A 25,892-nucleotide genomic window follows, 5' to 3' on the forward strand; every position below is an offset into this window, starting at 1 on the left:
TCGCGAGTCTGTACGGTTCCGTAAAAACCTACCAGTCGCGCAGTCGCGATCCGATGCAAGGGACTGATGAAAATATCTTAGGTTGGTACGACTTAACGACGGCCGAGTAGTAACCTTCACAAATTCTCTTATCATAGCTCGCAGACCCGCAATATTTATCTTTTATTTCATCAATAGCCAGGACCGCAGGCAAGACGCCAAAATAGCTGCAACCGACATCCCAACCATAGAGAACCAGCGCATGTTTGAACGCAGGATAAGCGATATCATAGCCGTTCTTCTTCAGTACGTTTCCTGCAACCGTCGCTGCTGCAGTGAGGTTCCGTTGGGCGATCATATCCTCAACCTGGTTGCTCAAACCTTCCAAACTGTCATCGAGCAGCAACTCGGAACCGAGCGAAAGTGCCCTGCGGGCCCAGTAGTGGAATAAGTAAATATCTTGGCTAACATGTTTGCCGTCCAAGTATAGACTGGCCAGCACTCGTTGGGTCGTCTTTTCACCCCGCCGAGCGGCCAGCGTCATGAATGAGACGGCCATCGGAACATCCGCATCCCCGCATCGTCCCGCGAACAGGATACGCGCAGCATTCGCGGCCCCCTTGCCGCCACCCAAATCGGACGCAGCCCGGTAGCGTTCCAAGGCATCGCAAGGTCGTCCCGCCTTCTCGAGATCGACGCCCTCGGTGTTCAAGATCTCGGCGTCTACGGGGGCCGCCGATGCAGCCTCACTAAGCCAGCAGGCAGCGAGTAGCACGGTGATTCGAACTCCTGACCGCATGGCGCCATTCCAGTTTGGAGGGATCTCGGACCTTTGATGCAGGCGATGCTGTCGCCCCCTGAGTCAGACGCCTACTGTCGCCCGCTGACTGCGACCAAGGGTTTAATACCCTAAAATAAATCAATCATAAAGATAGTCCAATCATCGGTTTGGATTATAACCATCGGTAGCACTCTGCTCCAACGCGGCGGGGCCAGCTACCGGCTGCCGAACGGGAAATGCGCACGGCGGCGCTGAGCAGCCCCGTGCCGGGGGCCGATGCCGGGAGCCGGGGCCGGCCCGCGGCCGGCGATGCCGATTGCCGCCGGCCGGTGCGACTTGCTAAGACACGGCCGTCCCATCCGGAGCCGCTCGTGTCCGCCCCCGCCTTCGTCGCCGAACCGGCCCCGGCCAAGCTCAACCTCGCCCTGCATGTCACCGGGCGGCGGCCGGACGGCTATCACAACCTCGACATGCTTGTCGCCTTCGCGGGCTTCGGCGACCGGATCGCGGCCGAGCCGGCAGAGACCCTGTCGCTCGCGCTCACCGGTCCTTTCGCGGCGGGTCTTTCCGCCGGGCCGGGAAATCTCGTCCTCAGCGCGGCCGGCGCCCTGGCGGACCGGGTCGCCGCGCGCGGACGGCCGCGACCGGGCGCACGGCTGACGCTCGACAAGGCCCTGCCGGTGGCGTCGGGCATCGGCGGCGGTTCGGCCGATGCGGCGGCAACGCTCCGGGCGCTGAACCGGCTCTGGGATGCCGGCCTGACGGCCGCGGACCTGGCGGCGATCGGGCTGACGCTCGGCGCCGACGTGCCGATGTGCCTGGCCGGCCGGCCGGCGCGGGTCTCCGGCATCGGCGAGACGGTCGCGCCGCTCGCCGGCCTGCCGTCCTTCGCGCTCGTACTGGTCAATCCGGGCGTGCCGATCGCCACCCCCGACGTGTTCCGGGGGCTCGAGCGGCGCGACAATCCTCCCCTGCCGGCCCTGCCGGCGCATTTCGCCGACCTCGATCACCTCGCCCGATGGCTCGGGGGGACCCGCAACGACCTGCGCGCGCCGGCGATCGGCCTCGTTCCCGCGGTGGCCGAGGCCGAGCGCGCGCTCGCCGCCTGTCCGGACTGCCGCTTCGCACGCATGTCCGGCTCGGGCGCGACCGTCTTCGGGCTCTTTCCCGATCGGAGCGCCGCCGCCCGGGCCGCGCATGCGCTGCGCCGGACATTTCCGCATTGGTGGGTGGCGGATTGAGCGGCTAGCCGGCCGATCCCTGTCATGTTAGCCACGAAACTCCGGGCGCCTTGCGGATCGCGCCGCGCCGGCCCTCCCCGAAATCGCAGCCCGAGACAGGCCCGCCGGCCATGCCGCTTCTCCATTTCATGCTCGTCGGCTGCGCCCAGCTCGTCGGCATCGGCACGATTTATTTCACGATCGCGGTAATCGCGCCGGCCCTGTCGCGCGACACCGGCGTTTCGCTCGCCATGGTCTTCGGCCTGCTCAGTTCAGCCATGCTGACCGCCGGCCTGCTCGGCCCGACGCTCGGCCGCCAGATCGATCGCGGCGGTGCGCGCCGCATTCTGATCGCCGGCTCGGTGATGGGCGCGATCGGGCTCGTCGGACTGTCCGCCGCCCAGGGGGTCGCGAGCATCGGCCTGTCGCTGCTGGCCCTGCAGATCGGCAGCCAGATGGCGCTCTACGAGACCATCTTTCCGGCCCTCGCCAAGGTCGATGCCGCCGGCGCCCGGCGGCGCATCGCCACCGTGACGCTGTTCGGCGGCTTCGCGTCGACCGTCTTCTGGCCGGTGACCGGCCTGCTGTCCGACTGGCTCGGCTGGCGCCAGGCCCTGATGGCCCTGGCGGCGCTGGAACTCGCGGTCTGCGTCCCGATCTACGTCATCGCCTTCGCGCCGCGCCGGCAGATCCCAGGGTCATCGTCGGACGGCCGGCCTGCGGAGCCCGCGGCCGCCCTGCCGCCGGTCGCACCGCTGCCGCGCCGCGCCGCCCTGCAGATCGGCATCCTGCTGGCGATCGCGATCGCCGCGATGAGCTTCGTGTTCAATGCCATCGAGCTGACCTTCGCGGCGCTGTTCGCCTCGCTCGGCGCCGCGCCCGGCACGATCATCGCCATCGCGGCCATGAAGGGACCAGCCTCGGTGATCGCCCGCGCGACCGAACTGATCGCGGGCGAGCGTGTGCATCCGCTGACCAAGGGCATCGCCATGACGGCCGGCATGGCGCTGTCGCTGGTCATCGGTGCCTTCGGTGCGCCGAATCCGATCGCGCTCTGGGTCTTCGCGATGCTGCTCGGCACCACCCAAGGGCTGTTCTCGATCGTGCGCGGCACGATCCCGCTCGCCCTGTTCGGGGCCGGCGGCTTCGGCGAACTGCTCGGCCGGATCGGCATCGCCCGGCAGATGGCGATCGCCTCCGCCCCGGCCGTCACCGCCTTCATCATCGATCATGCCGGCGCCGACCACGCGCTCGCGTTGATGGCCGTGCTGAGCCTCGTCGCCATGGTCGCGCTGTCGGCGGTCGCCCGGATCGTCGCCCGGGTCCGCGCCGCCGCCTGACACGCAGGGCGGCCCGTCCGGCGGCGCAAACGGCCGCCGGCGCGCGGGCAGCGTTCGGAAGCGTCGGTCAGTAGGCGCGGGCGACGCAGAACTCGACCACTTCGAGCAGCGCGCGCTTGTGCTCGGTCTCGCGGAACGGCGCCAGCGCGTCGCGCGCGACGGCGCCGTAGTGGCGCGCCCGGTCGACCGTGTCGGCGAGCGCATTGTGGCGCTTCATCAGGTCGACGGCGCGGCCGAGATCGCCGTCGGCGATCTCCCCGCCCTGCAGGCAGCGCGTCCAGAAGGCGCGATCCTCGTCCGAGCCGCGCCGATAGGCGAGCACGACCGGCAGGGTGATCTTGCCCTCTCGGAAGTCGTCGCCGACATTCTTGCCGAGCTTGGCCGACGAGCCGCCATAGTCGAGCGCATCGTCGACGAGCTGGAAGGCGAGGCCCAGATTGGTGCCGTAGCTGCGGAAGGCGGCCTGCTCGCCGCGCGGCCGGCCGGCCACGACCGGGCCGACCTCGGCCGCCGCCGAAAACAGCGCCGCCGTCTTGGCCCGGATCACGGCCAGATACTCGTCTTCGGTGGTGGCCATGTTCTTGGCCGCGGCGAGCTGCATCACCTCGCCCTCGGCGATGATCGCCGCCGCATCGGACAGGATCGACAGGGCCTGCATGACGCCGACCTCGACCATCATCCGGAAGGCCTGGCCGAGCAGGTAGTCGCCGACCAGGACGCTGGCCTGATTGCCCCACAGCTTGCGCGCGGCCAGCTTGCCGCGGCGCATGTCGCTCTCATCGACGACGTCGTCATGCAGCAGCGTCGCGGTGTGCATGAACTCGACCGCGGTGGCGAGCCGGATATGGCCGTCCTCGCGATAACCGCACATCTGCGCGGCGGCGAGCGTCAGCATCGGCCGCAGCCGCTTGCCGCCGGAAGAGATCAGGTGATTGGCGACCTCCGGGATCATGGCGACATCGGAACCCGCCTTGGACAGGATCAGGGCGTTGACGCGGTCCATGTCGTCGGCGACGAGGCCGATGAGCCGGTCGATCGACGGCTCAGGATTCTGGATCTCTTCAAAAGGTACGACGACGCCCACGGAGGAAGGCTCCTTATTTCGTGCGCGCGGGAGCATAGGGATGTGGCGGTCCCGGGACAAGAGACGCTGACGTCGTGGATCGTCGCGGAGATAGTCCCGCCATGCGGGAATGAATTCCGTCGGCGTCCGGGATGCTCTAAGCTTGACCGGCGGGAGGACCCATGACGATGGAAGAACTGGTGCGGTCGAACGACATCGTCCTGATCACGACGGTGGATGCACTGCTCCAGGGCGCGGGCATCGCCCATCTCCTGCTCGACACCCATATGGCGACGCTGGAAGGGTCGCTCGGCATCCTGCCGCGGCGAATCCTGGTCGACAGCGACGAAATCGCCCGTGCCCGACGCATTCTGACCGATGCCGGCCTCGGCCACGAACTGCGTCCGGCGAAAAGCGAGTGAGCGCAGTGCCTGCATCCGCCATTGGGCTGCCGGCACCGAACAGTGCGCCATCCGGGGCGCCTGCCGGCGACCGGCGCGCGCATCCGCCGCCTCCCGGCGATCCCGCCACAACGCTCGACCGTTTCCTCGGCGGGCACCTGATCATCGAGCAGCCCGCACGCGGGGCGCATCGGGCCGGGCTCGATGCCATCCTGCTGGCCGCGACCGTGCCGGCCGAGGCCCGCGGCCTGTTGGTCGATCTCGGGGCCGGTGTCGGCACCGCCGGGCTCGCGGCCGGCCTGCGCGCGCCGGGCCTCGCCGTGCAGTTGGTCGAGCGCGACCCGGCGACCGCGCGGCTCGCCCGCGCCAATGCGGCGCGGCTGGTCGCGGGCGGGCGGACGGCGCCGATCGCAGTCATCGAGATCGACATTGCCGCCAAGGCATCCTTGCGCGAGGCCGCCGGGCTTGGGCGCGAAAGTGCCGACATCGTGATCATGAACCCGCCCTATTTCGCCCCGGGCCGGGTGCGCGCCTCGCCGGCCGGCGCCCGCGCCGCCGCCCATGTGCTGCCCGAAGCGGCCGGGCGGTCGGAATCCGACGGCGGCGGCCCGGCCCCCTCCCCGGCGCCCGGCGCGGCACGGCGGCAGGGTGACGGCGACGGGCTGGCGCTCTGGACGCGCGCGGCGGCCGCACTCGCCCGGCCGGACGGGATGCTGGCCCTGATCTTCCGGGGCGACGCGCTTAGCGACATTCTCGCCGCCCTCGACGGCCGCTTCGGTGCGCTCGCCATCCGGCCGATCCATCCGCGCGCCGAGGCGCCGGCGCACCGGCTCCTGGTCACCGGCCGCAAGGGCAGCCGCGCCGCTCCGGCGATCCTGCCCGGACTCGTGCTGCATCCGCCCGCGGGCAGCGACTACCTGCCCGGAGCGGATGCGATCCTGCGAGGCGAAGCGGGATTGTGACGGGCGGGCCGGCGCCCGGCGAAGACTGGCGGCCGACGAGGGTCCGCGCGCGATCGCGAACCCTCAGGTCTCCGATCAGCCGATCTTGACCGCCGACAGCAGGCGATCGAGCCCCGACATCAGCGCGATGGACGGCGACGGGGAGTGATTGCGATCGTAGTAGGGCATGTTCTTCGGGGCGTCCCAGTCGACCGCATAGGAATTGTCGGAAAGATATTCGCGGTTGGGTTCGTTGATCTCGTTTCTGGCCGCCATGTGCTTTTCGAAGGCGTCCTTGAGCTTGCCGAGCTTGCCCGACGGATTGGCCTGGTCGAATCCCTGGAGCTTGTCCTGCGCTTCCAGGTCGTCCAGGAACAGCGGCGCATGCTGGTCGTTCGGCGTCCGGATAAGGTAGTGCTGGGTTTGCTTTGAAGAACCGATGGATTCCGGGTTGAACCAGCGCCGGTTCGCGATGTCGCAGAGGTCGTTGACCAGGTTGTCCCGATTCTGCGAGGTCTCGAAATCATGGAAGACCTTGTCGAGATCGGCCTTGCCGCCGAAGCTGTTCTTCGGGAACATGGCCTTGAGCAGGGACTTGGTGCCGTCGTCGAGCGGGCCGCCATTGTTGAGCGTGTCGATGATCGCCAGCGCGGTGCCGGCGCCCAGTTCCGGAACGCAGAGCCCCTTCACCGCCAGGTCGACCTCGTCCGACTTCCTCCCGCTGTTGATCTGGCCGAACGCGAAGGCGATCCCGGGGAGATTGTCCCTGAAGGCCGTGGTCAGGTCGCCGCCGTTCTGCAGCGACCGCGCCAGACCGTCGATGGAGCCGGCGATCCTCTCCGCGTCGTCCAGCTGCTGCTTGATCGCGATGACATCCTGGTTGGTCATCCGCGCGACGACATCGCCATTCTGGCTGACGAAGCGGCTCATCAACTGATCGGCCAGCGCCTGCACCTTCGGGTTCTTGCCCTGGACGTAGTTGTCGACGCTCTTCTTGACCTCAAGCGTGCCGGCGTCCTGGCGCTGCGGATTGCTCTTGTTGAAGAGCGACCGGAAGCCCCCCTTGTGGCCGTAGACCACGACGCCGCCCAGTCCATCGCTCTTGGCGCGGATATGGCCGTCGGCCTTCGATTGCGAGGCGACATTGGCGATGTCGCTGAAGGAGGCGACATTCTGGTTGCCGGTCGGCGTATGGGCGATGCGGCTGGTGTTCAGATTGACCATGACGAGGTCCTCCAAGTCTCTGAAAGGTTCGATTGTCGGGGGCGGCCGGGCTCAGACCCGCATCACCATCTCGTCGCCGGAAAGCGGCTGCGCCGGTTCGGCCGGCGCGGTCAGCACCGTGCGCCACTGCCCGGCGCGGGCGGCGAGCGCCGGCAGGCCGGCGGCCAGCGCGGCCTCTGCGCCCTGCAACGCGAAGGGAGCGGCGAGCGTGATCCGGGCACCGTCGGGCGACAGGCCGAAAGCCAGACCGCCGGTCGCCGCCGCCTCGCCGTTCATCGTCATCAGGAGACGGATCGTCTCGTCCGCCGACCCGGTCGCATCGGCCAGCGCGCCGGCATCGACCGTCGCATAGATCAGACCACGCTCGGCTTCGACCTGGATCGCCACTTCGGTCTCGGCGTCCAGTTCGACCACCCACAAGCCGGAGGTTTCATAGGCCGTGACGCTCTGCCAGCCAGCCGTTTCGGCCACCCGGGCCAGCATGATGCTTATGTCGTTCGGTCCCATGCCCGTCCCATCCTCTATTGGCGCTGACCGTCTCGCCGGCGTTTGACTTGCCCGGGGAGCATGACCGATGCACAAATTGCATGCAATGATCATGTCCGTAATGAAGGGCCAGTCCACCCCGGTTCGTTTGTTTCGATCCCGCCATCCGGCGCCGCCTTGACGCGACTGCATTCGCTGTCGAGATCATGGAACATCTTGTCCCACGCAAGCGCGCATCCTGGTGTCATCGATATGACAGGCCGCGTCCAAGCCGGGTCCCGATGAAGCGTGAGCGGAGCAACCCGGTGGGCGCTTTGGGGCGTTCCAAGCCGGGCGGCAAAGGGCTACTCTCCCGCCCCATTCGCAGCATCGCCCGATCCGGGGGGACCCCATGACTGACCGTTTGCTCGCCGCCACCCTCGTCCTGGCCGGCATCCTCGCCACCGCGGCCGGCGGGCCGGCCTTCGCCCAGTCGCTCGACGGGCGCTATTCCGGCGCCTCCTCGATCGCCGGCGGCACCGGCAAATGCTGGGGCAACGCGCCCGCCGACGCGATCGTCTCGGCCGGCACGGTGACGATCCGCTACGTCGCCTATGACGGCACCGATTCGCCCGTCGTCGCCACGATCGGCAAGGACGGCGCCTTCTCGGCCAGCCAGGCGATCCAGGGCGGCAAGACCGTCACCTATGCCGGCAAGGTCAACGGCCGCCGCGTGACGGCCAACTGGAAGGGCCCGGACTGCTACGGCACCCTCGACCTGTCGCGCTGAGGCTCGGGCAGCGATCCGCCGCCGCCGGATCGCCGGGACATCGCAGACAGTCCAAACAGAACGGCCCCCGGCCTGAATCCTTCAGGGCGGGGGCCGTTCGACGTTCATGGTCTCGCGCGCGCCGACCGGCGCCGCACCGTCACATGTTCGGATAGTTCGGGCCGCCGGCACCTTCCGGGGTGGTCCAGGTGATGTTCTGGTTCGGATCCTTGATGTCGCAGGTCTTGCAGTGGACGCAGTTCTGCGCGTTGATCACGAAGGTCGGCTCGCCGTTCTTCTCGACCCATTCGTAGACGCCGGCCGGGCAATAGCGGTTCGACGGCCCGCCATAGGTGCCGAGTTCGTCGGTACGCTGCAGCGACAGGTCCTTGACCTTCAGGTGGATCGGCTGATCCTCCTCGTGGTTGGTGTTCGACAGGAACACCGAGGACAGTCGGTCGAAGGAAATCTTCCCGTCCGGCTTGGGATAGGCGATCTTCGGCATGGTCGCCGCCGGCGCCAGGCTGGCATAATCCGCCTTGCCGTGGCTCATCGTCCCGAACAGCGAAAAGCCGAACAGTTCGTTGGTCCACATGTCGAGCCCGCCGAGCGCGACGCCGGCAACCGTGCCCAGGCGCGACCAGAGCGGCTTGACGTTGCGCACCTTGTAGAGGTCGCGGCCGATATCACTGCCGCGCCACTCGGTCTCGATCTCGTGGACCTCATCATGGGCCCGGCCGGCGGCGAGCGCGTCGGCGATCTTCTCGGCGGCGAGCATGCCGGACAGCATCGCATTGTGACTGCCCTTGATGCGCGGCACGTTGACGAAGCCGGCCGAGCAGCCGAGCAGCGCGCCACCCGGGAAGGTCAGCTTCGGCACCGACTGCCAGCCGCCTTCGGTGATCGCGCGTGCCCCGTAGGAAACCCGCTTGGCGCCCTCGAAGATGTCGCGGATCGCCGGATGGGTCTTGAAGCGCTGGAACTCCTCGAAGGGCGACAGCCAGGGATTCTTGTAGTTCAGGTGGACGACGAAGCCGACCACGATCTGGTTGTCTTCGAGGTGGTAGAGGAAGGATCCGCCGCCGGTCGACAGATCGAGCGGCCAGCCGAAGGAATGCTGCACCAGGCCGGGCTTGTGCTTGGCCGGGTCGACCACCCACAATTCCTTCAGGCCGATGCCGAACTTGGCCGGCTCGCGCCCCGCGGACAGGTCGTATTTCGAGATCAGTTGTTTGGCGAGCGAGCCGCGCACGCCCTCGGCGATCAGCGTATACTTGCCGAGCAGCGCCATGCCGCGGGTATAGCCGTCCTTCGGCTGGCCGTCGCGGCCGATGCCCATATCGCCGGTGGCGACGCCGATCACGGCGCCGGCCTCGTCATAGAGCACCTCGCTGGCGGCGAAGCCCGGATAGATCTCGACGCCCAGCGCCTCGGCCTTGGCGGCCAGCCAGCGGCAGACATTGCCGAGGCTCACGACATAGTTGCCGTGATTGTCCATCAGCTTCGGCATGGCGAAGTTGGGCAGGCGCAGGGAACCGGCCGGGCCGAGCAGCAGGAAGCGGTCCTCGGTGACCGGCGTCTTCAGCGGCGTGTCCTTCTCCGAACGCCAGTCCGGCAGCAGCCGGTCGAGCGCGATCGGGTCGATCACGGCGCCGGACAGGATATGGGCGCCGACCTCCGAGCCCTTCTCGAGCACGACGACGGAGATGTCCTCGCCGCGCGCCGCCGCCAGTTGCTTCAGCCGGATCGCCGCCGACAGGCCGGCCGGGCCGGCGCCGACGATGACGACGTCGAATTCCATGCTCTCGCGCTCGGGAAGTTCCATCGCCGCCATCTCGCTCCGCTCCTTCGCGCTCGCCATCGGCCGCCCGGATCCTCCGGGACCCGCGCGACACGCCTGATCGTCAATCATGGGTCCGACGCCGGTTCTGTCCGCCCGGTCATTCCGTCCGGGCCGAACTGGCGCTAGTGTCCTGGTCGTCTTAGCGCATGTTCCGCCCGGACGGAATTCGTCCGATCGACCGGAAATCGGTTCGGTGGGCAGGTTCGAGCGCGTCCGGCACAGGCGGGGCGCCACGGGCGGGACAGCTTGATCGAAAGGGCGGACGTCCGAGGTGTCGGCAGGACTGGGGGCAGAGGGGATGGTCGACCGTGCCGCTTTGGCGGCGCTCATCGACTGGTATGTCGCGGCCGGGGTCGATGTCGGCCTCGGCGAGGCGCCGTGCGACCGTTTCGCCGAGACCCGCGCCGAGTTGGAAGCCCGCCGCCAGCGCGCGGCCGCCCCGCCGCCGGCCGCCGTCCCGTCGCGGCCGGCCGCTGCCGCATCTAACTCCGGGGCCCCGACGGCCGATCGTTACGCCCCGCCGGCCGGGGGGCCGCCTCAGGGCGGGCGCCCGCCCGTGCCGATGCCGCCGGAGCGACCGCGATTCGACCCGCCGCCGCAGCCGGTGGCCCGACCTGCGCTCGGCGCCGGAGTTCCGGGCGACCAGACCGTCGCCGCGGCCCGCGAGGCGGCACGCGCGGCCGGGAGCCTTGAGGATTTGCGCGAAATCCTCGCCCGCTTCGAGGGCTGCAACCTGCGCCTGACCGCCAAGTCGCTGGTTTTTGCCGACGGCAATCCGGCCGGCCGGGTGATGTTCGTCGGCGAGGCCCCGGGCCGGGAGGAGGACGAGGCCGGCCTGCCCTTCGTCGGCCGCTCCGGACAGTTGCTCGACCGGATGATGAAGGCGATCGGGCTCGACCGGACCGGAGTCTACATCGCCAACGTGGTGCCCTGGCGACCGCCCGGCAACCGCACGCCGACGCCGCAGGAGACCGAGATCTGCCGGCCGTTCATCGCCCGGCAGATCGAACTGGCCGACCCGGACGTGCTGGTCTTTCTCGGCGGCGCTTCCGCCGCGGCCCTCGCCGGCACCACCGAGGGCATCACGCGGCTGCGCGGGCGCTGGCTCGACTACGACACCGGCCGGCGCCGCATCCGGGCGCTGGCCACCCTGCACCCGGCCTATCTCCTGCGGCAGCCCTTGCAGAAGCGGCTCGCCTGGCGCGACTTCCTGGCCCTGCGCCGCGCGCTCGACGACGGCGTGCCCACATAGGGGGCACATTCGCGCAAAACGCGTAAAATGCCGTCGATTTCGGTTATGGTTTCTTGCAGGTTTCCGGTCAGTCTCGAACACGGGGATGAGGGCTTGCGCGCCGCACGAAGGTTCGGCGCCGGGAAAGGCCTGCAACCATGTCGATCACTGCGCTCGGATCGTCCTTCGGCTATATTCCGCCCGCCGCCGCCGTGCGCGAGACCGCGCCGGCCAGCGAGACCAGCGAAAGCACCGCGAGCCGTCTCGTCGAGCAGGCGCAATCGATCGCCAGCGGGCCGGTGATCAACACGACGACGCCGTTCCAGCGCCTGATGGACCGGATGGCGGCCGCCCAGGTCTCGATCCAAGAACGCGTCGGCGGCGAGCCGGAGCGCCCCGGCACCGCCGTCAAGGCCTACGAGGCGGCGGCCCGAAGCGGCTAGCGGCCCGATCGAGACGGATGGTCCCGACCGTCTCGTGAATCCGAACCGCCGACGGGCTTCTGCAAGACACTCCGAACTCGACATTCTGTCATCCCCGGGCTTGTCCCGGAGATCCAGTGCAATGGCCGAGCCCTTGAAAGGCCTGGATCCCCGGGACAAGCCCGGGGATGACAGAGTTGAAATTGCCTGCTTCCGATCGCGTTCCGATGCGCCCTTCAACGAGCCGATGGCTCCTTGACCACTGGAGCATTTCCGGATCGGATGGAATCATCCGATCCGGAAATGCTCCAGCATCAACACCTTGAGCCAATCCTTTTCGTCTGGATCGCTTCGATCCAGACGGGACAGGCTCTAGCCGGAGCGCCATGCCGCCGATGGGGCGCCGCAGGCCGATGCCCTCCGGCCGATATCCGTCGTCACCGCCGGCCCGGGGTGGCGGACAGGCGCGCTCGGCCCTATCTTCGGTGGCAAGAGCTACCGCGAGGTCCGATGAACGTTCTGCAGTCCGTGCGCGATTTTGCGAAATCGCTGATACCTGCCCGTTTTCGCCGCGACATCGTCACCATTCCGGTCGTGCGGCTGGCGGGGCCGATCGGCATGCCGGGCGGTTTCGGCGCCAGTCTCTCGATCGGCAACGTGGCGACGCGACTGGAGGCCGCCTTCTCGATCGCCCGCGCGCCGGCCGTGGCGATCATCGTCAACTCGCCCGGCGGCTCGCCCGTGCAGGCGCGGCTGATCTACGAGCGCATCCGCGCGCTCGCCGACGAAGAGGACAAGAAAGTTCTGGTCTTCATCGAGGATGCCGGCGCCTCGGGCGGCTATATGATCGCCTGCGCGGGCGACGAGATCATCGCCGATCCGTCCTCGATCGTCGGCTCGATCGGCGTCGTCTCGGCGAGCTTCGGCTTCGTCGGACTGCTCGACCGCCTCGGCGTCGAGCGCCGCGTGCATACGGCCGGCGAGAACAAGGCGATCCTCGATCCGTTCCGGCCAGAGCGGCCGGAAGACATCGCCCATCTCCACCAGTTGCAGAAGGAGGTCCACGAGACCTTCATCGACATGGTGCGCGAGCGGCGCGGCTCGCGGCTGAAGCATGACGAGGATCTGTTCACGGGCCTGTTCTGGACCGGCAAGCGCGGGCTCGAACTCGGCCTCGTCGACCGGCTCGGCGACCTGCGCGGCACGCTCAGGGAGCGCTACGGCGAGACCGTCCGCATCAGGCTGATCGGGGAGCCGCGCGGCCTGACCATCCGCCGCGGCGGCAGCGACGGCGTGCGCCTGCCGGCCGGCCTCGCCGCGGAAGCCCTGGCGACGTTGGAAGCGCGGGCATTGTGGGCACGCTACGGACTGTGACCGTCCCGGACCATCCAGAATTCGCCGCAGTCGGGGTCCAGCCTGCCGGCACCTTCATGAGGGTAAGCCCATGCCGCATATCCTGATCATCGCCGCCGCCGGTGCGGCCGCACTTGCCGGATACAAGCTCTTGAAGCGGGAAATGGGGCGTGTCGGACGTTCGCTCGGCGAACTGCGCGAGGCGGAAGCCCGGACTCCGGTGCGCGGTGGGACGCTCGTGCGCGGTGCCGACGGGGTCTATCGTCCGGTCGACCGCCAGGGCTGAGCCCGATCGGCGGGGTTGCCGTTCCATGTCCGGTGGCCGCTCGCGGAGCGGCAGTGGGTCAATGGACCGTAGGCGGTCAATGGACCGTAGGCGGTCAATGGACCGTGGCCGAAAAGGAACCGGCCAGCAGTTCGAAGCGGCGACCGAGCATGCGCTCCTGCAGCAGGAGGGCGTCGATCTCGTCGACCAGCGACGAATCGTAGGCGTCGATATAGTCCGCCATGGGATCGATCTCGACGCGGATCGCGGAGCGTGCGACGGAAGTCGCCATAAATCTTAACTTGTAACGACAGTCCATGATCGGCTCCCTCGTCGGTCGTGGGTAAAACGCCTCAGCCCGACAGCGGTTTCGTACTTGTTGCAGAATTGTTAACGCACCCGGGCTGAACTGGAACTGAACGCGCCGGTCATGTTGGGTTTGTCCACCGGTCAGAGTGTCGCTGGCGGCGGGCCGGAGGCCGGTCCGCCGCCAGGGCCTGCTGGCCCACGGCGCGTCTCGGATCAGTCGTCCACGATCGTATCGCGGCACCGATAGATGTAGGTGGCGCCGAAGCGTTCGTAGACGAACCGATCCGGGCAGGCCTCGCCGACATGGCGCGCCGCCAGATGCGGCAGCGGCCGCGGGCGGGGATGCCGGTGGACGGCGCCCGGACCGCCGGGGATGTTGCCCGGTTCGCCGAGACGCAGGATCCCGTCGGAACCGCCCGATCCGCCGTTGCCGCCGGGTTCGCCCGTGCCGCCGGCGCCGTTGCCGCCACGCCCCCCGCCGGTGTCGGCGGCGAGAGCCAGCGAGGCACCGCCGATCACGGCGACGGAGGCGAGCGCGAGGGTTGCGGCCAAGAGAAGCGACTTCATCATCGTCACGTCCTTTCGGTTTCGCCCGCAGCCATTCGGTTTGCGGGCATCATGCCATCCAGGCGGAACTTCGTTGCTTCCAATGGGATTGATGATCGCCTTCCCGGCTTGAACCTGCCCTGAGCGCGGCATTCATCCGAGAACGGCCGCAAGCGCGACCTTGTCGGCCATCGACAGGCCGGGTCCGGCGTGAAAGGAATGCGGCCTGAAATCGGCCGAGCGGAAGGGAAGGAGCGGCGGCGCGGCATGAGGATCCTCGATATCGGCCTCACCGATCCGATCGCGGCGGCGCTCAGCCTCGCCGGTCTTCCGGGCCTCTGCGTCCTGGAAAGCGCCATGCGCGACCCTGCGCTCGGACGCTTCTCCTCGGTCGCGGCCGATCCTTTCGGGGTCTTCACGGTCGTCGGCGGGACCGCCTTCTGGAACGGCGCCGCGCTCGAAGGCGATCCGCTGGAGGCGCTGGGCGCGCGGCTCGCGCTCTATCCGCAAGGCACCGTGCCGGGTCCGGGACCGTTCCAGGGCGGTGCGGCCGGCTATCTCGGCTACGAACTCGGCCGGGCGCTCGAAAGCCTGCCCGAGCCGGCCGTGCCGGAGCCTTCGATCCCCGATATGCGGCTCGGCTTCTACGACGTGGTCGTCTCCTTCGACCACGTCACCGGGCGCACCGCGATCGTCTCGACCGGCTGGCCCGAGCAGGACCCTGAGGCCCGCGCGGCCCGGGCCGAGGCGCGCGCCGCCGATTTCGCCGCGCGGCTGGCCCGGCCGGGCGCACCGCCCGAAGGGCCCGGCACGGCGACGCTGGCCTGGATGTCGAACTTCACCCGCGCCGACTACGAGACGGCGGTCGCCCGCGTGGTCGAATGGATCCGCGCCGGCGATATCTTCCAGGCCAATCTGGCGCAGCGCTTCGCCGCCCGCCTGCCGGAGGACTTCGACCCGCTCGCCTTCTACCTGCGTCTGCGGCACGTCAACCCGGCGACCTTCGCTGCCTATCTCGATTGCGACGGCTTCGCGGTCGCCTCCTCCTCGCCGGAACGCTTCGTGCGGCTCGCCGACGGCGAGGTCGAGGCCCGGCCGATCAAGGGCACGGCGAAGCGCTCGCCGGATGCCCACGAGGATGCCGCGCACGCCGCCGAACTGATGGCCTCGGCCAAGGACCGCGCCGAGAACGTGATGATCGTCGACCTGCTGCGCAACGACCTGTCGCGCGTCTGCCGGGCCGAGAGCGTCGAGGTGCCGGCGCTGTGCGGGCTCGAAAGCTATGCCTCGGTGCATCATCTCGTCTCGGTCGTGACCGGACGGCTGGAGCCGGGTCTGGGTGCGGTCGACCTGATCCGGGCCAGCTTCCCGGGCGGCTCGATCACCGGGGCGCCGAAGATCCGCGCCATGGAGATCATCACCGAACTGGAGCGCCACGCGCGCGGCGTCTATTGCGGCGCGATCGGATGGCTCGGCTTCGACGGTGCCATGGACCTCAACATCGCCATCCGCACCGTGACCTTTCGCGGCGGCGAGGCGGTGTTCCATGCCGGCGGCGGCGTGACGCTTCTGAGCGATCCGGCGGCCGAATACGAGGAGACGCTGGTCAAGGCGGCCCGCATCTTCGCCGCCTTCAGGCCCGATCGGAACGCCCCGGCCTGAGGCCGGTCCGCGACCGCAAGGCGACTTGACGGTTCGCCGTCCACGCCCGACATGATCGGACGGTGCGGGGGCGAAGCCCGGCGGCGGAGGTATCAGGGTCCAGTGATCCTCGTGATCGACAATTACGACAGCTTCGTCGCCAATGTGGCGCGCTATTTCCGCGTGCTCGGCGCCGAAACGCGGCTGGTGCGCAACGACCGGATCGGCCTCGATGGCATCCGCGCGCTGGCCCCCGACGCCATCGTGATCTCGCCCGGACCGTGCACCCCGGCCGAGGCCGGCATTTCGAACGCGGCGATCGCGGCGCTCTCGGGCCAGATCCCGATCCTCGGCATCTGCCTCGGCCATCAGTGCATGGGGGCGGTCTGGGGCGAGCGGGTGACGCGGGCGAAGACGCCGATGCACGGCCGCGCCTCGATGATCGCCCATGACGGCACCGGGCTTTTCGCAGGCCTGCCGAACCCGCTCGAGGTCGGCCGCTATCACTCCCTGGTGGTCGAGATCGACCGGCCGGAGGCCAGTCCGTTGCGGATCACGGCGCGCTCGGAAGACGGCGAGATCATGGGTCTCGAACACCGCCAGCACCCGACCTGGGGCGTGCAGTTCCACCCCGAATCCGTGCTGACGGAGGGCGGGCTGGTGATGTGCGCCAACTTCCTGCGCCTGGCCGCCGACTGGCGTGCCGGCCGTCCCGTCCGGTCGGTCGCGTGAGCGCGATCTTCCTCAACGGGCGTCTGGTCGAACAGGCCGCGATCGATCCGTCCGACCGCGGCTTCCTGCTCGGCGACGGTCTGTTCGATACCGCAACGCTGTTCGGCGGCCGGGTCTGGCGGCGCGACGATCATCTGGCGCGCCTCATCGCCGGTGCGGACCGGATCGGCATTCCGATCGGGCGCGACCGGATCGAGGCCGCCTTCGACGCGCTGGCGCCGCTCGCCCCGGCCGCGGGCGCGGTCCTCCGCACCACGCTGACCCGCGGTCCCGGCCCACGCGGGCTGAAGCCGCCGGCCGAACCCCGGCCGACGCTCCTGGCGACGCTCGCGCCCTGGACACCGGACCTGGTGTTCCGCCCGGTCCGCGCCGCGCTGGCCGAGGCGCGCCGGAACGACCGCTCGCCAACCGGCGCGATCAAGTCGCTCGGCTATCTCGATGCCGTGCTGGAGACCGAGCGCGCCGCCGGGCGCGGTTTCGACGACGCGGTCCTGCTCGACACGGCCGAGCGCGTCGCCTCGTCGACGATGGCCAATCTGTTCGTCCTGAAAGGCCGGCGGCTGAAGACGCCGCGTCTCGCCGGGGCGGTGCTGCCGGGCATCGTGCGCGCGCGCGTCCTGGCCCTGGCGCCCTTGCTCGGCCTCGGCGTCGAGGAGACCGATCTCGACATCGCCGATCTTGCCGCAGCGGACGGCCTGTTCCTGACCAACAGCGTACGGCTGGTCACACCGGTCGAGGCCTTCGAGGATCGCCGCTACGATCCGGCCGCCTGCGGGCCGGCGCGTCTGATCCTGGAGATGCTGAGGGCCGACATCGAGGCCGAATGCGGCGTCACGCTGCCGCTCGGTGGCTGACCGGAACGGCCGGGAGCCGGCGTCCCCGGTATCACTCGTCTTCCTGATAGAGTTCGAGGGTGACGGTGCGGACCGTCACGTTGCCGAGCCAGGCATTGCGGTCGGCGCCGGTGGTCGCGTCGGTGGTCGAACCCGGCAGGTTCGAGAACAGGTCGTAAAGCGCGGTGCTCGATCCCGGCGCCGCGGCGACCAGTTGCTCGGCCTCCTTCTCCTCGGCATCGGTCGTGTTGGTCTGGTCGTCCGAAGCCGTCGACAGGCTGGTCGTCAGCTGTGCAGTCAAAGAGGACAGGGCCGAGGTGATCGCGGTCATGACGGGGTTCCTTTGCGCCGGCGGCGGCATCATGCGACCCGGCCGATGCCCCGGCTGTGCCGTATGGCACAGTTGATGGTATCGGAATACCGCCGGCAAAGATCCGAAACACGAATCCGGCGGGTGCCTAGAGCCTGTCCCGTCTGGATCGAAGCGATCCAGACGAAAAGGACTGGCTCAAGGTGTTGATGCTGGAGCATTTCCTTATGGATCGGATGATTCCATCCGATCCGGAAATGCTCTAGGCACGGTGCGGCCGGTCCCGGCGATTGACCCGCCCTGCCCGCGCCGTTACGGTCCCGGCACATTTTCGAACCGGCGAAAGCACATGATCGACCCCAGCCTGCCCGCCCATATGCGCCCGGACCGCTCGTTCCAGGGTCTCATCCTGACGCTGCAGCGCTTCTGGGCGGACTATGGCTGCGTGATCCTGCAGCCCTACGACATGGAGGTCGGCGCCGGCACCTTCCATCCGGCGACCACGCTGCGCGCGCTCGGCCCCAATCCGTGGCGCGCCGCCTATGTGCAGCCCTCGCGCCGGCCGAAGGACGGCCGCTACGGCGAGAACCCGAACCGGCTGCAGCATTATTATCAGTATCAGGTGATCCTGAAGCCGAACCCGCCGAACCTGCAGGAGCTCTATCTGAAGAGCCTCTATGCGATCGGCATCGACCCCGCGCTGCACGACATCCGCTTCGTCGAGGACGACTGGGAGAGCCCGACGCTGGGCGCCTGGGGTCTCGGCTGGGAATGCTGGTGCGACGGCATGGAGGTCAGCCAGTTCACCTATTTCCAGCAGGTCGCCGGCTTCGAATGCGCGCCGGTCTCCGGCGAACTGACCTACGGCCTGGAACGGCTGGCCATGTATGTGCAGGGCGTCGACAATGTCTACGACCTCAACTTCAACGGCCGCGAGGGCGCCGAGAAGGTGACCTATGGCGACGTTTTCCTGCAGGCCGAGCAGGAATATTCGCGGCACAATTTCGAGCATTCCGACGCCGAGATGCTGTTCGACCTGTTCGGCAAGGCCGAGGCCGCCTGCCGGAAATATCTCGAGGCCGGCTGGTCGGGCGACCGCCACCTGATGGCGCTGCCGGCCTATGACCAGTGCATCAAGGCGAGCCACGTCTTCAACCTGCTCGACGCCCGCGGCGTGATCTCGGTGACCGAGCGGCAGAGCTACATCCTGCGCGTCCGCGAACTCGCCAAGGCCTGCGGCGCCGCCTGGCTCGCCACCGAAGCCGGCGGCAAGGCTGCGGCCTGACGGGGGCGGCCGCGCATCGGATGACGCGCCGGATCGCGGTCCGGGCCGACAATCCGGAAGAGGTTTCGGGCCTGATCCCCCATCCGGCCGCACGCCGTCGAAACGGCGGTTCGGAACGGGAATTCGAGATCTCGGGCGACGAGGCCTGCGGAGGCCGAGATCTGAGCCGGAAACTCGGCCACGGTTTCGGGTTCGGTCCCCCTCATCCGCCCTTCGGGCACCTTCTCCCCCCTTCAGGGGGCGAAGGGGAAGGAGCCAGGAGGTCGTTGGGAAGGGGGCGGGGCGGCATCGCAGCCGCGGCCGTAGATTAGGGTTCGCGGAGGCTGAGATGCGGGCTGCGGGGTTCAGGAGTTTGAAGAATGGGTGCGCACGAACCGCGGCGCTGAGAGCGTAGGATATGAGGTTCAGGGCCTCGAGGACCGCCACGAGGCCTCCATCGCGCCCTTTTGCACAGCCCATCAACAGATTATCCCCTTCTCCCCCCTTCAGGGGGCGAAGGGGAAGGTGCCGGGAGGGCGGTGGGATGGGGGACGGGGCCGCGGGATCGGAGACGGGCGCCGCGGGGGGCGGCTGTCGGATCTCGCTTTTGGGCATTCAGGCAAAAACCCGAGGGCGGATGCCCCGAGGCGCAGATTGCGGTCGGTTCGGGCGGTCATCGGACCGTCTCCTCGCTGCCTATCGTTCCCCTTGTCGCCGGTCGGGGCAAAAGACTGTATCAAGCCCCCGCTACGGGTCCCATTCGGTTGCGGGGTCGTGCCCTTGCGTGAGGGGGTATCGATCTTCATCATCGGATTGATGGTGGAGACTGTTGTTATGAGATTTTGCCGCCTGCTCGGTTACGGGCTTCTCGGTCTTCTTCTTGCAATCACGACATGCGCTCCGGCTTTGGCCGAGAAGCAGGTGGCGCTGGTAATCGGCAACGACCGCTATGTCTCCGTGACGCCGCTGCGCAAGGCGGTGAACGACGCGCGGGCGGTGGCGGCGGTCCTGAAGGAGATCGGTTTCGAGGTGATCTCGGGCGAGAACCTGAGCCGTCGGGAGTTGAACCGGAAGCTTGGTGAGTTCGATCAGGCGATCGGCCCGGGCGACACGGTGCTGTTCTATTTTGCCGGCCACGGTGTGGCCCTGGAGGGCAGCAACTACCTGCTTTCGACCGACATGGAGCAACTGCAGCCCGGCGGCGAGAACACGGTCAAGGATGAAGGCTATTCGGTGAGCGGTCTGATCGAGCGGATCGCGCGGCGAGGCGCCGGCAACCAGATTGTGGTCCTCGATGCCTGCCGGGACAATCCGTTCGCTTCATCGGGCCGCCGATCTGTCGGGCTGGATCGCGGTCTCGGGCGGGTGGATACCCCGTCGGGCACATTCGTGCTGATGGCTGCGGGCGCCGGCCAGTCGGCGTTGGATCGTCTTTCGGACAGGGACCCTGATCCGAATTCTGTGTTTACGCGGCAGTTGATCCCGCTATTGCGGACGCCTGGACTGACCCATATCGAGATCGCCAAGCGGCTGCAAACGGGTGTCCGGACGCTGGCGTCGACGGTCGGGCACAGCCAGCAACCGGCCTATTATGACGAAGTGCCGGGCACGATCGTGATCAATCGGGCGGTAGGCTCGCCGCCTACGCCCGCGGTCGCCGATCCGGACGCGGCTATGCGGTCGGATTTTGCGATTGCCCAACAGGCGAATTCGCGGGCGGTGTGGCAGGCCTTCATCGACCGATACAAGTCCGGCTTTCTGATCGAGGCGGCGCGCGAGCGTCTGGCGGCTCTTTCGGCGCCACCCCCAGCCGTCACGACGACGCCGGTCGTAACGGCACCAGGGAAGATTGAGGTTGCGGGTCTTCCGCCATCGACGCGCCCGGATGGAGGGTCTTGCGACGGGGGTGCGCAGACGGTGTCGCTAGGCAGTCGGTCGGCCGGCGTTCTGACCTCGTCTGAGGAGCGTTGCCTGAAGGCGAAGGACGAGTTCCGGGAGTGCGCAGACTGCCCTGCGATGGTTGTCGTTCCTGCGGGGTCGTTCACGATGGGATCGCCGGAGAGCGAGAAGAAGCGTGAAAGCAACGAAGGCCCGCAGCGGACGGTTCGGATTGGGAAGCCATTTGCGGTCGGCAAGTTTACGGTGAGCTTTGCGGAATGGGATGCATGCGTTGCGGGAGGCGGCTGCAAAGGCTATCGGCCGCTAGTAATAAGGGGTTGGGACCGCGGAATTTTACCGGTGGTTAATGTGTCGTGGGAGGATGCGCAAGCGTTTGTGACTTGGCTGTCGAAGGTGACTGGGAAGAGTTATCGGCTTCTGACGGAGGCGGAGTGGGAATACGCAGCGCGGGCTGGCACGACGACGGCGTTCTGGTGGGGCCCGACGATCTCTACAAACCAGGCGAACTACGACGGCAACTATACGTATGCCAGCAATCAGAAAGGATTGTATAGGATGTATACGCTTCCGGTAGACAGCTTTTCGGCGAACCCATTCGGTCTCTACCAGATGCTCGGTAACGTCAATCAATGGGTCGAGGACTGTTCTTCCCAGAACTATAAGGATGCACCAACGGACGGCTCAGCAAATGTAATAAAAGGATGTGATACCCGCATTCTACGCGGCGGGTCCTATTCCGAGCTGCCGTGGAGACTTCGTGCCGCTCAACGTTTCTGGACCTACCCCTTCAACCGGGACCTTCGTTACGGCTTCCGTGTTGCGAGAACATTAAATCCATAGTCTTTATATATTTATTCTTGTCTATTCTTCCTGACTTCTCTTCGCCGGGGTCCAGGGGCGAAGCTCCTGGCGGGCGGTCATTCTTAAGAGGGGACATGGATCCGGCTCGACAGACGGGTCCGCCCATTGACCCACATATTCAGATTTCGCTGCGGCTGGGGCCGACGGTCGAGATCATCCCCCGCAAGCAGAAAATTCCGCTCGGCGACCGGATTCAATCGGTTGCTCTCGACAGGCTCGAATGCCTCGTGGAAGCCGCGTCTCAGCGAGACAGACCAGGGCACCTTGCCCGCGCAAATCTTGGTATCGAGAAGCCGAGGAACCGGTTCCACGCCCGCGATCACATCCATCGCCAGGCGGCTGGAGCCCTATCGGCCCGTTGTGGGGGCGTCAGTCTCAGCCCCATGATCGTGCCTATACCCGGCACGCGGTCCATTGCGCATCTGGAAGAAAACGTCGCCGCGCTTCAGGTCCCACTCACTGCAGCCGATGCAGCCGCGCTGTAGCGGTCAAGCCTGCGGGGATCGGATTGCCGGGACGGGACGGACCAGATCCGCCCGTCTGGATCGAACCGCCGGCAGTCCGGGCGGCTGCGGCGCCCGGCTGGCCTCGCGCTCAGCCCTCGCCGAGGGCGTTGCGGACCACTTTGCGCAGGTCGTCGATCAGGATCGGGCGGCCGTCGCGCAGGACGTGCCAGAAGGTCCAGCCGTTGCAGGCGTCGAGGTCCTGGAGGATCGCGCCGACGCGGTGGATCGAGCCGGTGGTTTCGCCGGATTGCAGCGAACCGTCGGCGCGGACCGTCGCCTTGTGGCGGCCGCGGGCGTCCTGCACGGTCTCGCCGGGGGCGACCAGGCCCTGTTCGACCAGGCTGCCGAAGGGAATGCGGGGTTCGGCCCGCTTGCCGCGCATGACCGCGAGCGCAGCGTCGGAGGCCGGCTCGACGGCCGCGATGCGCGCCTCGGCGGCGGCCGCATAGGTGCGGTCGCGCTCGATGCCGATGAAGCGGCGGCCGAGGCGGCGGGCGACCGCGCCGGTCGTGCCGGTGCCGAAGAAGGGATCGAGCACCACATGGCCGGGCTCGGTCGAGGCGAGCAGGACGCGGTGCAGCAGCGCCTCCGGCTTCTGGGTCGGGTGGATCTTGTCGCCGCCATCCGACTTCAGCCGCTCGGAACCGGTGCAGATCGGGATCACCCAGTCGGAGCGCATCTGAAGGTCCTCGTTGAAGGCCTTCAGGGCGTCGTAGTTGAAGGTGTAGCGCTTGGCCTCCTGGCTGCGCGAGGCCCAGATCAGGGTCTCGTGGGCATTCTGGAAGCGGCGGCCCTTGAAGTTCGGCATCGGGTTGGTCTTGCGCCAGACCACGTCGTTCAGGATCCAGAAGCCGAGATCCTGCAGGATCGTGCCGACCCGGAAGATGTTGTGGTAGGAGCCGATCACCCACAGGGCGCCGTCGGGCTTCAGGAGGCGGCGCGCCGCGATCAGCCAGGCGCGCGTGAAGGCGTCATAGGCCTCGAAGCTGTCGAACCGGTCCCAGGCGTCGTCGACCGCATCGACCCGGCTCTGGTCGGGTCGGTGCAACTGGCCTTCGAGCTGCAGATTGTAGGGCGGGTCGGCGAAGACGAGATCGACCGAGGCGGCCGGCATGCGGGCCATCTCGGCGACGCAGTCACCGATATGGATGCGATCCAGCCAGGCCTCGGCCGGTGCGACAATGGAGGACGAGGGGCGGACGGCACGCGCCGCCGCAACCTTACGCACTATACTCATGAACACCACTCGTCCGGGTTACGCGGATACCATCATTAAGGTTACCCAATCCGGTAAAAGCGACGTTAAGCGCCGGACCGGGCGATGACAGGCCGGGGCGGCGGAACGGCAGCGCCGGAGCGCCGGCGGCAGGCGGCGGCTTTCCCCGGGGCCACGCCATTGCCAGGATCGCCCCATGACGACGCGACCCGATTCGGCAGCCCTTCTCGCCTGGTACGACCGCCACCATCGCCGCCTGCCCTGGCGGATCGGCCCCGCCGACCGGGCGGCCGGGGCGAAGCCGGACCCCTATCGGATCTGGCTGTCGGAGATCATGCTGCAGCAGACCACCGTGACGGCGGTGAAACCCTATTTCGACGCCTTCCTGGCGCGCTGGCCGCAGGTCTCCGATCTGGCCGCCGCCGACGAGGCGGAGGTGATGAAGGCCTGGGCCGGGCTCGGCTACTATTCGCGCGCCCGCAACCTGAAGGCCTGCGCGGACGCCGTCGTCGAGCGGCATGGCGGACGGTTTCCGGACACCGAGGCGGCCCTGCTGACCCTGCCCGGGATCGGGGCCTATACGGCCGCGGCGATCGCGGCGATCGCCTTCGACCGGCCCGCGACCGTCGTCGACGGCAATGTCGAGCGTGTCGTGTCCCGCCTGTTCACGGTCGAGGAGCCGCTCCCCGACGCCAAGCCGGCCTTGAAGCGGCTTGCAGCGACGCTGACCCCTAAGCGGCGCGCGGGCGACTTCGCGCAGGCCATGATGGATCTGGGCGCCACCCTGTGCACGCCGCGCAAGCCGAGCTGCGCACTCTGCCCCTGGTCAGACGCCTGTCTCGGCCGGGCCGCGGGGGCGCCGGAGACCTATCCGCGCAAGCGGGCGAAGGCCGAACGACCGACCCGGCGCGGCATCGCCTATGTGGCGATGCGGGCCGACGGAGCGGTTCTTCTCCGCCGCCGCCCCCCGAAAGGTCTGCTCGGCGGCATGAGCGAGGTGCCGTCGACCGACTGGACGCCGGCCGCGGCCCTGCCGGCGGAGAGCCCGCCCCTGCCCGGCAACTGGGCCGCCGCCGGCCGGATCGAACACACCTTCACGCATTTCCACCTGATCCTGGAGGTCCGGCTGGCGCGCCGGCCGGTCGGCGACCCGGCCCCGGACGGCTACTGGTGGTCGACGGCTGCCGATCTCGCCGGCGAGGCGCTGCCGAGCGTGATGCGCAAGGTCGTCGACGCCGCCCAGAAGGCGTCCGGATCGTGACAATCGGCCGGTTGCGCACAATTTGACGGATCGGCGGCAATCTTCCGTAACGGGAGGCAGTTACAAACGGACACAAGATCGACCGCCAACCGGGTTGCCGCATGTCCCGCAAAGTACTTCTCGCCGTTCCCGCCCTGACCGCCATCCTGACGCTTGCGGGGGCGAGCGCGGCTTCCGCGCAAACCTGGATCGTCAATCAGAACCGGCAGAAGCCGGCCGACCTGACCACCGAGCAGCTGCGCGCGATTGCCCCGCTGCCGCTGCCCCGGGAGAGCAAGGGCGCCGGCGGCAAGGCGGCCGCCAAGGGCACGCCGCAGGTCTTTCCGGGCTTCGTGCCGGCCGAGGAACCGGCGCCGGCCGAGACGACGGCGCTGACGCCGCCGGCCGATTGGGACGGACCGCTGATCCGCTACGAGGCTCAGACCGACGACAGCCGCTCGAAGGGATCCTCGGGCTATCCGTTCACCACCACGCGGGTGTTCCCGGACACGGCCGTCTCGACCGCCCCCTACCGGATGGCCGGCAAGCTCCTGTTCCGGGACAGCGTGACCAACAGCTGGTACATGTGCTCGGCGGCGATCATCTCGTATCGCCTCGTGCTGACCGCCGGCCATTGCGTCTACAACGCCACCGGCAAGCGCTTCTATACCGACTTCCGCTTCACGCCCGGCTACAATGCCACGCTCGGCACCCAGCCCTACGGGCAGTGGACCTGGTCGGCGGTCTACACCACCCCGGCCTGGCAGAATGGCGGCGGCACGGTTCCGAACGTCTCCGACTTCGGCATCATCGAGATCGCCAACCGGACCATCGGCGGCGTCTCGCGCACCATCGGCGGCTATCTCGGCTACTATGCCACCGCGACCGCCCGGCTCAACTACAACCACCTGACCGCGCTCGGCTATCCGGGCAACATCGACTCCGGCGGGCGGATGATCGCCAACCAGGGCGAGACGCGCCCGAACGGCTCGACCTCCGGCGTGATGGGCTCCTCGATGGCCGGCGGTTCGTCGGGCGGCCCCTGGATCGAGGATTTCGGCACGGTCGGCTCCGGCCAGTTGGTCGCCAATTCGGTCGCCAACCGGATCGTCGGCGTGACCTCCTACGGCCCCGCAGGCGGCCCGTCGCCCTATTTCTACCAGGGCTCCTCGATCCTCAACGCCGACTTCACCACCATGCGCACGACCGCCTGCGCCCGCCTCGCCGGCAACTGCTGA

Annotated in this window: 26 protein-coding genes; 17 read left to right on the forward strand and 9 right to left on the reverse strand. The window is 68.1% G+C overall.

Annotated features, from left to right (window positions below):
• Positions 1–28: 28 nt before the first annotated feature.
• Positions 29–691, reverse strand: coding sequence for a hypothetical protein (locus tag KL771_RS20800; RefSeq protein WP_261970435.1), 663 nt, complete (start codon positions 689–691; stop codon positions 29–31).
• A 440-nt stretch (positions 692–1,131) separates the two neighbouring features.
• On the opposite strand from KL771_RS20800, the gene KL771_RS20805 reads away from it, so the two are divergent.
• On the forward strand, positions 1,132–2,001 hold the full coding sequence (locus tag KL771_RS20805) for a 4-(cytidine 5'-diphospho)-2-C-methyl-D-erythritol kinase (protein ID WP_261970436.1): 870 nt from the start codon (positions 1,132–1,134) through the stop codon (positions 1,999–2,001).
• 110 nt (positions 2,002–2,111) lie between these two features.
• Complete coding sequence (locus KL771_RS20810; RefSeq protein WP_261970437.1) at positions 2,112–3,320, forward strand: MFS transporter; 1,209 nt, start codon at positions 2,112–2,114, stop codon at positions 3,318–3,320.
• A 67-nt stretch (positions 3,321–3,387) separates the two neighbouring features.
• Here the strand turns inward: KL771_RS20810 and KL771_RS20815 are convergent, their stop codons facing one another.
• On the reverse strand, positions 3,388–4,404 hold the full coding sequence (locus KL771_RS20815) for a polyprenyl synthetase family protein (RefSeq protein WP_261970438.1): 1,017 nt from the start codon (positions 4,402–4,404) through the stop codon (positions 3,388–3,390).
• Positions 4,405–4,571: 167 nt separating this feature from the next.
• On the opposite strand from KL771_RS20815, the gene KL771_RS20820 reads away from it, so the two are divergent.
• Both KL771_RS20820 and KL771_RS20825 read left to right on the forward strand, forming a co-directional pair.
• On the forward strand, positions 4,572–4,805 hold the full coding sequence (locus KL771_RS20820) for a putative signal transducing protein (RefSeq protein ID WP_261970617.1): 234 nt from the start codon (positions 4,572–4,574) through the stop codon (positions 4,803–4,805).
• Positions 4,802–5,746: a tRNA1(Val) (adenine(37)-N6)-methyltransferase gene (locus KL771_RS20825; RefSeq protein WP_261970439.1), complete on the forward strand. Its 945-nt coding sequence runs from the start codon at positions 4,802–4,804 to the stop codon at positions 5,744–5,746. Before KL771_RS20820 ends, KL771_RS20825 begins: the two co-directional genes overlap by 4 nt.
• Positions 5,747–5,821: 75 nt before the next feature.
• Here KL771_RS20825 and KL771_RS20830 read toward each other — a convergent pair whose 3' ends face one another.
• Positions 5,822–6,949 carry a hypothetical protein gene (locus KL771_RS20830; RefSeq protein ID WP_261970440.1) on the reverse strand — a complete coding sequence of 376 codons (1,128 nt, stop codon included), beginning with the start codon at positions 6,947–6,949 and terminating at the stop codon, positions 5,822–5,824.
• Positions 6,950–7,000: 51 nt separating this feature from the next.
• Positions 7,001–7,456 carry a type III secretion system chaperone gene (locus tag KL771_RS20835; protein WP_261970441.1) on the reverse strand — a complete coding sequence of 152 codons (456 nt, stop codon included), beginning with the start codon at positions 7,454–7,456 and terminating at the stop codon, positions 7,001–7,003.
• Between the two features lie 370 nt (positions 7,457–7,826).
• Between KL771_RS20835 and KL771_RS20840 the strand changes: the two genes are divergently transcribed.
• The gene (locus tag KL771_RS20840; RefSeq protein ID WP_261970442.1) at positions 7,827–8,204 is read left to right on the forward strand and encodes a hypothetical protein; all 378 of its coding nucleotides are present in this window, start codon (positions 7,827–7,829) and stop codon (positions 8,202–8,204) included.
• Between the two features lie 139 nt (positions 8,205–8,343).
• Here KL771_RS20840 and KL771_RS20845 read toward each other — a convergent pair whose 3' ends face one another.
• Positions 8,344–10,044, reverse strand: coding sequence for an electron transfer flavoprotein-ubiquinone oxidoreductase (locus KL771_RS20845; RefSeq protein ID WP_390867350.1), 1,701 nt, complete (start codon positions 10,042–10,044; stop codon positions 8,344–8,346).
• A gap of 280 nt (positions 10,045–10,324) precedes the next feature.
• On the opposite strand from KL771_RS20845, the gene KL771_RS20850 reads away from it, so the two are divergent.
• The 4 genes from KL771_RS20850 (at position 10,325) to KL771_RS20865 (ending at position 13,318) form a co-directional block, all read left to right on the forward strand.
• Positions 10,325–11,278, forward strand: coding sequence for a uracil-DNA glycosylase (locus KL771_RS20850; protein WP_261970443.1), 954 nt, complete (start codon positions 10,325–10,327; stop codon positions 11,276–11,278).
• Positions 11,279–11,415: 137 nt separating this feature from the next.
• Positions 11,416–11,700 carry a hypothetical protein gene (locus KL771_RS20855; protein ID WP_261970444.1) on the forward strand — a complete coding sequence of 95 codons (285 nt, stop codon included), beginning with the start codon at positions 11,416–11,418 and terminating at the stop codon, positions 11,698–11,700.
• A 489-nt stretch (positions 11,701–12,189) separates the two neighbouring features.
• The gene (locus KL771_RS20860; RefSeq protein WP_261970445.1) at positions 12,190–13,053 is read left to right on the forward strand and encodes a S49 family peptidase; all 864 of its coding nucleotides are present in this window, start codon (positions 12,190–12,192) and stop codon (positions 13,051–13,053) included.
• A gap of 70 nt (positions 13,054–13,123) precedes the next feature.
• Positions 13,124–13,318 (forward strand): hypothetical protein, encoded by a 195-nt coding sequence (locus tag KL771_RS20865; RefSeq protein WP_261970446.1) that lies wholly within the window; start codon positions 13,124–13,126, stop codon positions 13,316–13,318.
• A gap of 94 nt (positions 13,319–13,412) precedes the next feature.
• On the opposite strand, the gene KL771_RS20870 is transcribed toward KL771_RS20865, so the two are convergent.
• A complete protein-coding gene (locus KL771_RS20870) occupies positions 13,413–13,589 on the reverse strand; it encodes a hypothetical protein (RefSeq protein WP_261970447.1) in 177 nt (58 codons plus the stop codon).
• 230 nt (positions 13,590–13,819) lie between these two features.
• Positions 13,820–14,176, reverse strand: coding sequence for a hypothetical protein (locus tag KL771_RS20875; protein ID WP_261970448.1), 357 nt, complete (start codon positions 14,174–14,176; stop codon positions 13,820–13,822).
• Positions 14,177–14,419: 243 nt separating this feature from the next.
• On the opposite strand from KL771_RS20875, the gene pabB reads away from it, so the two are divergent.
• The 3 genes from pabB (at position 14,420) to KL771_RS20890 (ending at position 17,379) form a co-directional block, all read left to right on the forward strand.
• Positions 14,420–15,814 (forward strand): aminodeoxychorismate synthase component I, encoded by a 1,395-nt coding sequence (gene pabB / locus KL771_RS20880; protein ID WP_261970449.1) that lies wholly within the window; start codon positions 14,420–14,422, stop codon positions 15,812–15,814.
• 102 nt (positions 15,815–15,916) lie between these two features.
• On the forward strand, positions 15,917–16,525 hold the full coding sequence (locus tag KL771_RS20885) for an anthranilate synthase component II (RefSeq protein ID WP_261970450.1): 609 nt from the start codon (positions 15,917–15,919) through the stop codon (positions 16,523–16,525).
• Positions 16,522–17,379 carry an aminotransferase class IV gene (locus KL771_RS20890; protein ID WP_261970451.1) on the forward strand — a complete coding sequence of 286 codons (858 nt, stop codon included), beginning with the start codon at positions 16,522–16,524 and terminating at the stop codon, positions 17,377–17,379. The genes KL771_RS20885 and KL771_RS20890 overlap by 4 nt, the downstream gene beginning before the upstream one ends.
• Positions 17,380–17,410: 31 nt before the next feature.
• Here KL771_RS20890 and KL771_RS20895 read toward each other — a convergent pair whose 3' ends face one another.
• Positions 17,411–17,689 (reverse strand): hypothetical protein, encoded by a 279-nt coding sequence (locus KL771_RS20895; RefSeq protein ID WP_261970452.1) that lies wholly within the window; start codon positions 17,687–17,689, stop codon positions 17,411–17,413.
• Positions 17,690–18,017: 328 nt separating this feature from the next.
• On the opposite strand from KL771_RS20895, the gene KL771_RS20900 reads away from it, so the two are divergent.
• The 3 genes from KL771_RS20900 to KL771_RS20910 all read left to right on the forward strand — a co-directional run bounded on the left by KL771_RS20900 (position 18,018) and on the right by KL771_RS20910 (position 22,177).
• A complete protein-coding gene (locus KL771_RS20900; RefSeq protein ID WP_261970453.1) occupies positions 18,018–18,953 on the forward strand; it encodes a glycine--tRNA ligase subunit alpha in 936 nt (311 codons plus the stop codon).
• 759 nt (positions 18,954–19,712) lie between these two features.
• On the forward strand, positions 19,713–21,671 hold the full coding sequence (locus tag KL771_RS20905; protein WP_261970454.1) for an SUMF1/EgtB/PvdO family nonheme iron enzyme: 1,959 nt from the start codon (positions 19,713–19,715) through the stop codon (positions 21,669–21,671).
• Positions 21,672–21,766: 95 nt separating this feature from the next.
• Positions 21,767–22,177: a hypothetical protein gene (locus KL771_RS20910; RefSeq protein WP_261970455.1), complete on the forward strand. Its 411-nt coding sequence runs from the start codon at positions 21,767–21,769 to the stop codon at positions 22,175–22,177.
• A 109-nt stretch (positions 22,178–22,286) separates the two neighbouring features.
• Here the strand turns inward: KL771_RS20910 and KL771_RS20915 are convergent, their stop codons facing one another.
• Positions 22,287–23,435, reverse strand: a complete 1,149-nt coding sequence (locus tag KL771_RS20915; protein WP_315901517.1) for a site-specific DNA-methyltransferase — start codon at positions 23,433–23,435, stop codon at positions 22,287–22,289.
• Between the two features lie 175 nt (positions 23,436–23,610).
• Between KL771_RS20915 and mutY the strand changes: the two genes are divergently transcribed.
• Together mutY and KL771_RS20925 are read left to right on the forward strand one after the other, a co-directional pair.
• Positions 23,611–24,675, forward strand: a complete 1,065-nt coding sequence (mutY, locus tag KL771_RS20920; protein WP_261970456.1) for an A/G-specific adenine glycosylase — start codon at positions 23,611–23,613, stop codon at positions 24,673–24,675.
• 101 nt (positions 24,676–24,776) lie between these two features.
• Positions 24,777–25,892 (forward strand): trypsin-like serine peptidase, encoded by a 1,116-nt coding sequence (locus KL771_RS20925; protein ID WP_261970457.1) that lies wholly within the window; start codon positions 24,777–24,779, stop codon positions 25,890–25,892.

The organism is Prosthecodimorpha staleyi (assembly GCF_018729455.1).
GTDB lineage: Bacteria > Pseudomonadota > Alphaproteobacteria > Rhizobiales > Ancalomicrobiaceae > Prosthecodimorpha > Prosthecodimorpha staleyi.

Bases quoted from the DNA above. Each gene is read 5' to 3' on its own strand.
- KL771_RS20810 (WP_261970437.1), top strand. From the start codon at position 2,112: ATGCCGCTTCTCCATTTCATGCTCGTCGGCTGCGCCCAGCTCGTCGGC.
- KL771_RS20820 (WP_261970617.1), top strand. From the start codon at position 4,572: ATGGAAGAACTGGTGCGGTCGAACGACATCGTCCTGATCACGACGGTG.
- KL771_RS20830 (WP_261970440.1), bottom strand. From the start codon at position 6,949: ATGGTCAATCTGAACACCAGCCGCATCGCCCATACGCCGACCGGCAAC.
- KL771_RS20835 (WP_261970441.1), bottom strand. From the start codon at position 7,456: ATGGGACCGAACGACATAAGCATCATGCTGGCCCGGGTGGCCGAAACG.
- KL771_RS20840 (WP_261970442.1), top strand. From the start codon at position 7,827: ATGACTGACCGTTTGCTCGCCGCCACCCTCGTCCTGGCCGGCATCCTC.
- KL771_RS20845 (WP_390867350.1), bottom strand. From the start codon at position 10,044: ATGGCGAGCGCGAAGGAGCGGAGCGAGATGGCGGCGATGGAACTTCCC.
- KL771_RS20850 (WP_261970443.1), top strand. From the start codon at position 10,325: ATGGTCGACCGTGCCGCTTTGGCGGCGCTCATCGACTGGTATGTCGCG.
- KL771_RS20855 (WP_261970444.1), top strand. From the start codon at position 11,416: ATGTCGATCACTGCGCTCGGATCGTCCTTCGGCTATATTCCGCCCGCC.
- KL771_RS20860 (WP_261970445.1), top strand. From the start codon at position 12,190: ATGAACGTTCTGCAGTCCGTGCGCGATTTTGCGAAATCGCTGATACCT.
- KL771_RS20865 (WP_261970446.1), top strand. From the start codon at position 13,124: ATGCCGCATATCCTGATCATCGCCGCCGCCGGTGCGGCCGCACTTGCC.
- KL771_RS20870 (WP_261970447.1), bottom strand. From the start codon at position 13,589: ATGGCGACTTCCGTCGCACGCTCCGCGATCCGCGTCGAGATCGATCCC.
- KL771_RS20875 (WP_261970448.1), bottom strand. From the start codon at position 14,176: ATGATGAAGTCGCTTCTCTTGGCCGCAACCCTCGCGCTCGCCTCCGTC.
- pabB (WP_261970449.1), top strand. From the start codon at position 14,420: ATGAGGATCCTCGATATCGGCCTCACCGATCCGATCGCGGCGGCGCTC.
- KL771_RS20895 (WP_261970452.1), bottom strand. From the start codon at position 17,689: ATGACCGCGATCACCTCGGCCCTGTCCTCTTTGACTGCACAGCTGACG.
- KL771_RS20900 (WP_261970453.1), top strand. From the start codon at position 18,018: ATGATCGACCCCAGCCTGCCCGCCCATATGCGCCCGGACCGCTCGTTC.
- KL771_RS20910 (WP_261970455.1), top strand. From the start codon at position 21,767: ATGGATCCGGCTCGACAGACGGGTCCGCCCATTGACCCACATATTCAG.
- KL771_RS20915 (WP_315901517.1), bottom strand. From the start codon at position 23,435: ATGAGTATAGTGCGTAAGGTTGCGGCGGCGCGTGCCGTCCGCCCCTCG.
- mutY (WP_261970456.1), top strand. From the start codon at position 23,611: ATGACGACGCGACCCGATTCGGCAGCCCTTCTCGCCTGGTACGACCGC.
- KL771_RS20925 (WP_261970457.1), top strand. From the start codon at position 24,777: ATGTCCCGCAAAGTACTTCTCGCCGTTCCCGCCCTGACCGCCATCCTG.